We start from the raw sequence: 10,197 nt of genomic DNA on the forward strand, positions 1-10,197 counted from the left end.
TGGCAGCGCCGCCCGCCAAAAGCTGATCGAGAAGCTCATTCGGTATGGCAGGTTCTTTGCGTCGTGACATAGTGGGACTCCTTGTTGCCCATTATGCCCGGCCACACACGGAAATCCTGACAGTCCCTGATGCTGGTCGAGTCGATCGCGGACGAGCCCCAAACCCCACTGTATCCAGTCAGCGCCTCGAAGACCTCGAACCATACACCTTGCTGGCTCCAGCGATGGAAGCGGTTGTAGATCGTCGTGTAGGGGCCATATTCCGGCGGGCAGTCGCGCCACCGCGCGCCGATCTTGAGCATGTGGACGATGCCCGAAATCACCCTTCGATCATCGACCCGCCGCGCTCCTTTACGACCCTGCGGCAACAAAGGCTCGATCTTTGCCCACTCCGCATCGCTCAACCACGTCAACTGCCGTGCCATCAAGGTCTCCTGCTCTCGCACTAACCCTTGAATCAGCGCCATCGCGCGCGCGCAACCTTATTGAGTACGGACCCTAAGCGACGATTATGGCGTGGAACTGCCCGTCTATCTCATTCCCAAGGGAGACGCGCAGATCCTGCCCGGTTTCAGGATCGGCTACGCCTCGCGCGAAGATGAAGTGACTTTCGGCCTGTTCATGAAGGCCAGTTTCAGCATGACGAAATAGGGCCACACCGCACGGGCCCTCCGCGGGCTTTATGACCATGAAAGACGGTCAATCACAGCAGTATCGCCTGCAGCCCCCCGGTCATTGCGGATGCCCCTTCCAGATCGAGCAGATATTTCTTGGTTTCGACCCCGCCGGCAAAGCCGGTGAGCGAGCCATTGCTGCCGACCACCCGGTGGCATGGCGCGATGATCGAGATCGGGTTGCGGCCATTGGCGGCGCCGACGGCGCGGGTCGCGGTCGGGCGGCCGATGGCGCGGGCGATGTCGGCATAGCTGCGCGTCTCGCCGAACGGGATGTCGAGCAGCGCGGCCCAGACCTGGCGCTGGAAATCCGTGCCCTGAAAATGCAGCGGGACACAGAAATGCTGCCGCTGACCGGCGAAATATTCCGATAGTTGGGAGGCCGTGTCGCGCAGCACCGGATGGTCGGTCCCTTCGGACCGGGCGCCCAGGCGGACGCGGGCGGGATCATCGTCGGGCCACAGGACCGCCATCAATCCTTCGTCACTCGCGACCAGCGTCAGGTCGCCCACCGGCGAGGGCATCGTCATACAGGCCAGGGTCATCGTCATCCTCCATGCGTCATCACTGGAGATATGCGATGATCCCCGCCCCCGCTTCCTGCCGCTTGCGGTCAAAGTCCGCAAGCGGCAGGCCGCATCATTTCAGGCCACCACCCATAGCGCGATACAGTTCGATCATGTTGGTGAGCCGCGCCAGCCGCGTCGTCACCAGGCTCTGCTCCGCGCTCGACAGGGTCCGCTGCGACACCAGGGTCGGCAGGAAGCCGTCGACACCCGCGCGGAAGCGGGCCTGCGTCAGGTCATAGGCCTTGCGCGCAGCATCGCGCTGCGAGGTCTGCGCCTCGACCTGATCGGTCATCGTGCCGCGCCGGGCAAGCGCATCGGCGACTTCGCGGAAGCCGGTCTGCACGCTCTTTTCATAGGTGGCGAGCATCGCGTCATAGGTCGCCTTCGCATAGCGAAGATTACCCTTGTTCCGGCCGAAGTCGAAGATCGGCAGGGTCGCACTGGGCGCCACCGACCAGGTGTCGCTGCCCGACTTGAACAGGCCGGACAGACCAAGGCTGACCGTGCCCAGCGCCGCCGTCAGCGACAGCTGCGGGAAGAAGGCCGCCCGCGCCGCACCGATATTGGCGTTGGCCGCGATCAGCTGATGCTCGGCCGACGCGATGTCGGGCCGACGCAGCAACAGGGTCGAGGGCAGTTCCGCCGGCAGATTGTCGAGCGTGACATGGCCTTCCGGCAGGGCGGAGGGCAGATCCTCGCTGCCGAGCGTCGTGCCCGCCAGCAGGTTCAGCGCATTCTGGTCCTGCGCGACCAGCGTGGTGGCGCTGGCAATGGCGGCGCGCGCCTGGTCATAGCTGGTCTGTGCCTCGCGCACTTCCAGTTCGGACGCGATGCCCTTGTCGAAGCGGGCCTTGTTAAGGTCCAGCGTCTCCTTGAACGCGGTCGCCAGCGTGCGCGCGATCGACAGCAATTCCTGATCGGCGGCCATGTTCACCCAGGCCGTCGCCACTTCCGCCACCAATGCGGTCTGGGCCGCGTTGCGGTTTTCGACCGAGGCGAAATATTGCTCCTGCGCCGCCTTGGTCAGGTTCCGCACCCGGCCGAACAGGTCGATTTCCCAGGCAGAGATGCCGACCTGCGCCTGATAGACGTCGGTGTTGAGGCGCTGGCTCTGGCCGAACTGGACCAGCGGCTGTTCCGAATAGGTCGCCGTGCCGGTGGCCCCGACGGTCGGCAGCAGATCGGCCCGCTGCACCTTATATTGCGCCCGCGCCTGTTCGACATTGGCGACCGCAATGCGCAGGTCGCGATTGTTGGCGAGGCTCGTCTCGATCACCCGCACCAGCCGCGGGTCGGTGAAGAAATCGCGCCAGGCGGTATCGGCCGGCACGATCGCCGCGCCGCCGTCCGCCGCGGCCGCATAGGCCGGCCCCTGGGGGCTGGCCTGCGGCACCGGCAGTTCGGGGCGGGCATATTTGGGCGCCATGTCACAGGCGGCCAGCGTCAGCGCCAAAGAGGCGACCGACATTGCTTTGATATTACGCAACATTCTTATGCCTCCTGCGGTGCGTTCGGCGTTTCGCCGTCGGCGTTACGCTGTTCTTCCCCTTCATGATGTTCGCGGAACAACCGCTTCACCACGGTGAAGAAGACCGGCACGAAGAAGATGGCGAGTACGGTGGCGGACAGCATGCCGCCGACCACGGCCCAGCCGATGGCGTTCTGGCCACCCGCGCCCGCGCCCTTGGACACGGCCAGCGGCAGCACGCCGAAGATGAAGGCGAAACTGGTCATCAGGATCGGCCGCAGACGCAGCTTGCCCGCTTCCAGCGCCGCCTTGGCGGGCGGCAGCCCTTCGCGCATCTTCTCTTCGGCAAATTCCACGATCAGGATCGCGTTCTTCGCCGACACGCCGATGGTCGTGATCAGACCCACCTGCAGATAGATGTCGTTGTTGAGGCCCGCCAGCGTCGCCGCGATCACCGCGCCGAGCACGCCCAGCGGCACGACCAGCATGACCGCGATCGGCACCGACCAGCTTTCATAGAGCGCAGCCAGGCAGAGGAAGACGATCAGCATCGAGAGCGCATAGACATAGGGCGCCTGTCCACCGGAGGTCTGTTCCTCATAGGAAATGCCGTTCCAGGCATAGCCGATACCGGCCGGCAGCTTGGCCGCGAACTCTTCCATCGCCTGCATCGCGGTGCCGCTCGACACGCCAGGTGCCGGGGCGCCCTGGATGTTCATCGACGGCACGCCATTATAGCGCTCCAGACGGGCCGGGCCCTGGACCCATTCCGTGGTGGAGAAGGCGGAGAGCGGCGCCATCACGCCCGTGCTGCCACGCACATGATAGGCGTTGATCGCGTCGGCCGAGGTGCGGAACGGTGCATCGGCCTGGACATAGACGCGCTTCACACGATCACGGTCGATGAAGTCGTTGACATAGGATCCGCCCAGATTGGTGCTGATCGTGTCATTGACGTCCGACTGGGCGATGCCCAGCGCACCGGCTGCGGCCTGATCGACATTCAGCTTCAGCTGCGGCGTATCTTCCAGGCCATTGGGACGGACCTGCGCCAGGCGCTTGTCGCCCATCGCCATGCCCAGCAACTGGTTGCGGGCTTCCAGCAGCTTCTCATGACCAAGATTGGCCTGATCGAGCAGCTGGAAGTCGAAACCGGACGCGTTGCCCAGTTCCTGCACGGCCGGCGGTACGAAGGCGAAGGCCATGCCCGACGAGATCTTCTGGAACGCCATATTGGCGCGCAGGGCGATCGCAGGCACGCGATTGTCCGCACCCGACCGCTCATGCCAGTCCTTCATACGGGCAAAGACGATGCCGACATTCTGGCCCTGGCCCACGAAGCCGAAGCCGGCGACCGTGAACACGGCCGAGACATTCTTCTTCTCGTCGACCAGATAATGGTCGCGCATCCGGGCGAGGGCCCGCTCGGTCTCTTCCAGCGTCGTGCCCGCGGGCAGCGACACCTGGTTGATGATGATGCCCTGGTCCTCGTCCGGCAGGAAGCCGCTGGGCAGGCGCAGGAAGATGAAGGCCATGCCGACCACCACCAGGCCATAGACCAGCATGGTCCGAACCCAGCTGCGCTCGACCTTCTCCACGCCCTTGCCATAGCGCACCACGCCCTTGTCGAAGGTGCGGTTGAACCAGTCGAAGAAGCGGCCGAGGATCGAACCGATCGGCCCGTTCCAGCTATGCCCGTGCGAGGCGGGCTTGAGGATGGTGGCGCACAGCGCCGGGGTCAGGATCAACGCGACCAGCACCGACAGGATCATCGACGACACGATGGTGATCGAGAACTGGCGGAAGATGACGCCGGTCGAGCCGCCGAAGAAGGCCATGGGCAGGAACACCGCCGACAGCACCAGGCCGATGCCGATCAGCGCGCCGCTGATCTCGTCCATCGACTTCTTGGCCGCTTCCTTGGGGCTGAGCCCTTCATCCTGGATCAGACGCTCGACATTCTCGACGACGACGATCGCGTCGTCGACCAGCAGGCCGATCGCCAGCACCATGCCGAACAGGGTCAGGGTGTTGATGGTGAAGCCGGCGGCGCTCAGGATCGCCAGCGCGCCCAGCAGAACCACCGGCACCGCAATCGTCGGGATCAGCGTCGCGCGCCAGTTCTGCAGGAACAGGAACATGACGACGAACACCAGCAGCACGGCTTCGAACAGGGTGTGGACCACCTGCTCCACCGACAGCTTGACGAAGGTCGAGTTATCGACCGGGAAGTCATATTTGACCCAGCTGGGGAAATTCTTCGACAGCTGGTCGACGCGCGCCTTGACCGCTTCCACCGTGTCGAGCGCGTTGGCGCCCGGTGCCAGCTTGATGCCGAAACCCGATGCCGGATGGCCGTTGAACTTCACGCCGAAACCATAGGTTTCCGCGCCCAGCTCGACCTTGGCGACATCCTTCATCAACACGACCGAACCGTCGCTGTTGCTGCGCAGGCGGATATTCTGGAATTCCTCCGGCGTGCGCAGGCGCGACTGGGCGGTGACGGTGGCGTTGAGCGCCTGGCCCTTGGGCGAAGGCGAACCACCGATCTGGCCGGCCGACACCTGGGCATTCTGCGCGGTGATCGCCGACTTAACGTCGCCGGTGGTCACGCCCAGATTGGCCATCTTGTAGGGGTCGAGCCAGATGCGCATCGCATATTGCGAACCGAACAGCTGGGTATCGCCGACGCCGGTAACGCGGCTCAGCGGATCCTGAAGGCTGGACGCGATGAAGTCCGCCGCGTCCTCCTGATCATGGATGCCGTCGTCGGAATAGGCCGCCATGATCAGCAGGAAGCTCGACGTGGACTTGCCCACGCGCAGGCCCTGTTGCTGCACTTCCTGCGGCAACAGGGGGGTCGCCTGCGACAGCTTGTTCTGCACCTGCACCTGCGCAATGTCAGGATCGGTGCCCTGCTCGAAGGTCAGGGTGATGTTGAGATTGCCCGAACCATCGCTGGTGGACGAGAAATAGCGCAGATTGTCGATGCCCTTGAGCTGTTGCTCGATGATCTGCGTCGTCGTGCTTTCCAGCGTCTGGGCGTTGGCACCGGGATAGGTGGTCTGGATCGTCACCGCCGGCGGGGCGATTTCCGGGAACTGCGCGACCGGCAGCGACCGGATCGCGAGCAGGCCCGCGAGCATGATGACGATGGCGATGACCCATGCGAAGATGGGCCTGTCGATAAAATAACGGGCCATGGCTTAGTGCGCCTCGCCCGCGTTCGACGCGCCTTGTGCAGCGGCCGGCTTGGCGCCGCCCTGCGCGGCAGCGCCGCCTTCAGGCGCGGTCACCTGCTGCGGCGCGCCGGGCTTCACCACCGTGCCGGGGCGCAGGTTGACCAGCCCCTCGACGATCAGCTGATCGCCCGGCTTCAGGCCGCTGGTGACGATCCACTTGTCGCCGATCGCGCGGTCGACGGTGACCTGGCGCATCTCGACCTTGTTGTCCTTGCCAACGACCATCGCCGTAGCCCGGCCGCGCGCGTCGCGGGAAATGCCCTGCTGCGGGGCCAGGATCGCCTGGGTGCGCTCACCCTCGATCAGCTTGGCGCGGACATACATGCCCGGCAGCAACAGGCCGTCGGCGTTGGGGAAGATCGCGCGCAGCGTGACCGCGCCCGAACTGGAATCCACCGTCACATCGGCAAATTGCAAGCGGCCTTCACCCGGATAGACGCTGCCATTGGGCAGGATCAGCTGGATGCGGGCGCCCTGCGCCTCGCTGATGCCGCCAGCCTTCATCGCCTGCTTGAGGTCGATGATCTGCGCGGCGGACTGGGTCACATCGACATAGACGCGGTCGGTGCGCTGGATGGTGGTCAGCGGATCGGCCTGACCGGTCTGGACCAGCGCGCCCGGCGTCAGCAGCGAACGGCCGATACGGCCCGAAATCGGCGCGCGGATGCGGGTGAAATTCTGGTTCACCTGCGCTGCCTGTACCGCGCCCTGCTGCGCCGCAACATTGGCGCGCGCCTGCTGGGCCGCGGCCGCCGCGTCATCATATTCCTGCTTCGACACCGCGTTTATGCCGACCAGATCCTTGTAACGCTGGGCCTGCAGCCCGGTCGAGCGGATCGCCGCCTGGGCATTGGCCAGCGAACCCTGGGCTTGGGCGAGCGCCGCGCGATAAGGCGCGTCCTCGATCTCGTAGAGCAGTTGCCCGGCCTGGACATTGCCGCCTTCGGTAAACAGGCGGCGGCGGATCACGCCGCTGATCTGCGGCCGGACTTCGGCCGTTTCAAAAGCCGAGATGCGGCCCGGCAGTTCGTTCAGCAACGGTGCCGACTCGGTCTTGAGCGTCACCACGCCCACGCTCGGCGGCGGCGGTGCGGGCGGCGCTTCCTGACCGCAAGCGCTCAGCGCAAGGGCCGAAACACAGGCCAGCAATCCGAAGAAGTTCCCCTTTTGCATCAATTTTCCCAATCCGATAAATATCGCAGGACCGGAATGAACGTTCATTCCGCTTGCCGCGCACCTAAGAAGCTGTCAGAGGGAATTCAAGAGAAAAACAATTTTCCGAGGGTAAAATGGTTGCAGCGCAGCATGAAAAAAGCAGTCGCGACCGTGTACTTGCAGCGGCGCGAGACCTGTTCAACAGCCATGGTTTCCACCAGACGTCCATGGCCGAACTCGCTTCCGCCGCACAGGTATCAGTGGGGCAAATATATCGGCTTTTCAAAGGAAAGGAAGATATCATCGAGGCTATCGTCCATGCCGACGCCGATCAGTGGGCGGAGGACGTCGATATCCTGCGCAAACGACTCGACAGTGGCGAGTTGAGCATCGACGATACGTTCGAGCAACTGATGTTGCACGTCATTGACGAAAAGGATGAGGCGCTGTCCTTCGACATCCTTGCCGAAAGCTTCCGCAATCCGACGGTCGGCGAGATGATCGGCACCATGTGCGGCCGTTTCCGCGACGATATTCGCGACTTTGCATGCGCCGCCAATCCTGAGCTTTCGGGCGAGGCACTGGACGGCGCGGAGGAGATGATCCTGGCCTGCATGTTCGGCCTGGGCCATCGCAGCCTGTCGCGCCCCAATCTCAGCCCGGAGGCGTCGGCCCGGCGCGCCGCCCAGATGATCGTGGCAGGCCTGAAGGCCGTGCGCTGATCGCAGCGAAAGCCGGTTCACACCGATCGTGAACCGGCAGCGGCGGATCACTCCACCAGTTCGCCGCCCTTCACCACGTCGCTGACATGCTGCAGCAGGGTGACGTCCTTGAGCGGATCGCCCTGGACCGCAACGATATCGCCATAACGGCCGACGGCGATCGCGCCGACATCGGCTTCCCAGCCCAGTGCCCTGGCGCCGCTGACGGTCGCCGCCTGGATCGCCTGCATCGGGGTCATGCCCCATTCGACCATCTTGGCGAACTGCTTGCCATTGTCGCCATGGGGATAGACGCCGGCATCGGTGCCAAACAGCATCGGCACGCCGGCCTTCACTGCCTTGCGGAAGGTTTCGCGCTGAAGACGCCCGATCAGCTTTTCCTTGTCCAGGCTTTCCTGTTCCGTGCCATTGGCCGTGCCGGTCGCCAGGATATAATCGTCATTATAGATATCCATATCGAACCAGGTCTTCTTGCTGGCCGCCAGCTTGATCGTCTCGTCATCGGCCAGGCTGCAATGTTCGATCGTGTCGATCCCCGCCTCGATCGCGGTGCGGATACCGTCATTGCCATGGGCGTGCGCCGCCACCTTGAGGCCCAGCATATGCGCCTCGTCGGCGATCGCCTTCATCTCGTCAAAGCTCAGTTGCTGCGCGCCGACCGCGTCGCCCAGCGAGAAGACGCCGCCGGTCGCACAGATCTTGATCACGCGCGCGCCATATTTGTGCAGCCAGCGCACCTTGGCGCGGCCCTCCTGCGGGCTGTCGACCACCGAAGGCTCCTTGCGGTCCATTGAGGGCGGCAGGCCACCGCCATCGCAATGGCCGCCAGTTGCGCCGATCGCATAGCCGGCCGGGATGATCCGCGGCCCGACAATCTGCCCCTCCTCGATCGCCTGTTTGAGGCCCACATCGGCGAAATCGGCCGACCCGACATTGCGCACCGTGGTAAAACCGGCCTTCAGCGTGATCCGCGCATTCTTGACGCCCACAGCGGTCCAGAAACTGTCGGTGTAGCGGAGCCCCTGATAGCCGCCCACTTCCGCCAGGCTGGTCAAATGGACGTGCATGTCGATCAGGCCCGGCAGGATGGTCTTGCCCGACAGGTTGATATGACGGACGTCACTGCCCCAGCGCACGGTGCGCGCGTCGGCGATGCCGGTAATGCGACCGTCGGTAATGAAGATAGCCGGATGATCGACCGTCTTGCCGGCCAGCACATCGACCATATGGTCCGCAGTGACGACCACCTGCTCGGCAAGCGCCGGCGCGGCAGCCAGCGACAACAGGATGGTGGTGGCCATGGCCGATGCCCGGACAGTCTTCAACATGCGATGCAAATCCCCTTGGGCGATCGATGTCCGGGCCGCGTATGGCCGGATCATCATTGCCCCAAGCCCCTGACCTAGCGACCAAAGCCCGCCAGCATCAAGGGCAAAGATGGATGGCGGCATCGCGCCACCCGCCCCTGTTTCACCCCCGTCCACCGCAAGCCGCTGCGCTGCCCGCAACCTGTTGGCGCCCCGCCCATTGGAGGATCAATCGAGGGAGGTATTTCATGGATCTGGAAGCAAATTTCGGCCGCGCCTATTTCGAGCAGCGACGCGACCGCAATCGCCAGTTGGCAGCGCGATCGGCCACACCGGCACTCCGCAACATGCATCTGGAATATGCGCGGCTCTACGAGCAATTGCTGCAGGCGGAGGACGCGCAAGTCTCCTCCGCCTGATCCAGCCGCCTATTTGGCGGCGACACCCTGCGGCAGCACCACCGCCGACCAGCTCTTGCCCGGCACCAGATATTTGGTCGCCAGCGCCTGGATATCGGCCGGTGTGACGTTGAGCAGATCCTGGCTCATGGTCTGCATCGCCTGCACATAGCGGGGGTCGTGGGTCGATCCCTCCATCTGCCCCATCCAGAAGGCATTGCCGGTGCTGGCGCGCATCAGCAACTGCCGCATCGGCGCCACCGCCCGTTGCAGTTCGTCGGCGCTGATCGGCGTCTTCGCCAGATCGGCCGCCGTTTCCTTCACGACGCTGTAGAAATAATTGACCCGGTCCGGCCGCACCTGGCTGGTCACCAAGATATAGCCGCCACTGTCATAGGAGAAGGGCCAGCTATTCTGCACGCTCGGCGAATAGGCGGCGCCCTCGGTCGAGCGCAGCTTGTCGAACAGCCGGTCATTGAAGATCTGGGTCAGGATTTCGAGCTGGCGCGCCTCCTTCGTCAGCGCAAAGCCGCCCGAGGTCGGCCAGGCCATGACGGCAGCCGCCTGCTCCTTGTCGCCATCATGGCGCAGGATGACCGGCTGTTCGACATGGGCGGGGAAACGCTGCACCTTGTTCGCGGCCGGCACGGGCACGTCCGGGC

The 10,197-nt window shown here is 64.2% G+C and carries 9 protein-coding genes and 1 pseudogene; 3 read left to right on the top strand and 7 right to left on the bottom strand.

Features of this window, described 5'->3' with window-relative positions; genetic code table 11:
• Positions 1–125: 125 nt before the first annotated feature.
• Positions 126–467 (bottom strand): annotated as a pseudogene (locus tag CG471_RS31540) (transposase); the annotation flags it as partial.
• A gap of 49 nt (positions 468–516) precedes the next feature.
• Between CG471_RS31540 and CG471_RS31545 the strand changes: the two are divergent.
• Positions 517–651, top strand: a complete 135-nt coding sequence (locus tag CG471_RS31545; protein ID WP_257211706.1) for a hypothetical protein — start codon at positions 517–519, stop codon at positions 649–651.
• A gap of 52 nt (positions 652–703) precedes the next feature.
• Here the strand turns inward: CG471_RS31545 and CG471_RS27270 are convergent, their stop codons facing one another.
• The 4 genes from CG471_RS27270 to CG471_RS27285 form a co-directional block, all read right to left on the bottom strand.
• On the bottom strand, positions 704–1,219 hold the full coding sequence (locus CG471_RS27270; protein WP_099234388.1) for a methylated-DNA--[protein]-cysteine S-methyltransferase: 516 nt from the start codon (positions 1,217–1,219) through the stop codon (positions 704–706).
• Positions 1,220–1,313: 94 nt separating this feature from the next.
• Entirely contained in the window at positions 1,314–2,732 is a 1,419-nt protein-coding gene (locus CG471_RS27275) for an efflux transporter outer membrane subunit (RefSeq protein ID WP_180275817.1), read from the bottom strand.
• Between the two features lie 2 nt (positions 2,733–2,734).
• A complete protein-coding gene (locus CG471_RS27280) occupies positions 2,735–5,914 on the bottom strand; it encodes an efflux RND transporter permease subunit (protein ID WP_004207583.1) in 3,180 nt (1,059 codons plus the stop codon).
• 3 nt (positions 5,915–5,917) lie between these two features.
• Positions 5,918–7,126, bottom strand: a complete 1,209-nt coding sequence (locus CG471_RS27285; RefSeq protein WP_010336036.1) for an efflux RND transporter periplasmic adaptor subunit — start codon at positions 7,124–7,126, stop codon at positions 5,918–5,920.
• A gap of 116 nt (positions 7,127–7,242) precedes the next feature.
• Between CG471_RS27285 and CG471_RS27290 the strand changes: the two genes are divergently transcribed.
• Complete coding sequence (locus CG471_RS27290) at positions 7,243–7,830, top strand: TetR/AcrR family transcriptional regulator (RefSeq protein WP_004207585.1); 588 nt, start codon at positions 7,243–7,245, stop codon at positions 7,828–7,830.
• 47 nt (positions 7,831–7,877) lie between these two features.
• Here the strand turns inward: CG471_RS27290 and CG471_RS27295 are convergent, their stop codons facing one another.
• Positions 7,878–9,158 carry an amidohydrolase family protein gene (locus CG471_RS27295; protein WP_180275818.1) on the bottom strand — a complete coding sequence of 427 codons (1,281 nt, stop codon included), beginning with the start codon at positions 9,156–9,158 and terminating at the stop codon, positions 7,878–7,880.
• Between the two features lie 227 nt (positions 9,159–9,385).
• Between CG471_RS27295 and CG471_RS30865 the strand changes: the two genes are divergently transcribed.
• Positions 9,386–9,556 carry a hypothetical protein gene (locus CG471_RS30865; RefSeq protein WP_180275819.1) on the top strand — a complete coding sequence of 57 codons (171 nt, stop codon included), beginning with the start codon at positions 9,386–9,388 and terminating at the stop codon, positions 9,554–9,556.
• A gap of 9 nt (positions 9,557–9,565) precedes the next feature.
• On the opposite strand, the gene CG471_RS27300 is transcribed toward CG471_RS30865, so the two are convergent.
• Positions 9,566–10,197: pitrilysin family protein (locus CG471_RS27300; RefSeq protein WP_143560289.1), on the bottom strand; the 632-nt coding region annotated here is incomplete at its 5' end.

The sequence above is a fragment of the Sphingobium sp. IP1 genome (assembly GCF_002708645.1).
Lineage (GTDB): Bacteria > Pseudomonadota > Alphaproteobacteria > Sphingomonadales > Sphingomonadaceae > Sphingobium > Sphingobium yanoikuyae.

What these genes read in the sequence shown, in the direction of transcription:
- CG471_RS27290 (WP_004207585.1), top strand. Translation starts at nt 7,243, where the DNA reads ATGGTTGCAGCGCAGCATGAAAAAAGCAGTCGCGACCGTGTACTTGCA.
- CG471_RS30865 (WP_180275819.1), top strand. Translation starts at nt 9,386, where the DNA reads ATGGATCTGGAAGCAAATTTCGGCCGCGCCTATTTCGAGCAGCGACGC.
- CG471_RS27275 (WP_180275817.1), bottom strand. Translation starts at nt 2,732, where the DNA reads ATGTTGCGTAATATCAAAGCAATGTCGGTCGCCTCTTTGGCGCTGACG.
- CG471_RS27285 (WP_010336036.1), bottom strand. Translation starts at nt 7,126, where the DNA reads ATGCAAAAGGGGAACTTCTTCGGATTGCTGGCCTGTGTTTCGGCCCTT.
- CG471_RS27270 (WP_099234388.1), bottom strand. Translation starts at nt 1,219, where the DNA reads ATGACCCTGGCCTGTATGACGATGCCCTCGCCGGTGGGCGACCTGACG.
- CG471_RS27280 (WP_004207583.1), bottom strand. Translation starts at nt 5,914, where the DNA reads ATGGCCCGTTATTTTATCGACAGGCCCATCTTCGCATGGGTCATCGCC.
- CG471_RS27295 (WP_180275818.1), bottom strand. Translation starts at nt 9,158, where the DNA reads ATGTTGAAGACTGTCCGGGCATCGGCCATGGCCACCACCATCCTGTTG.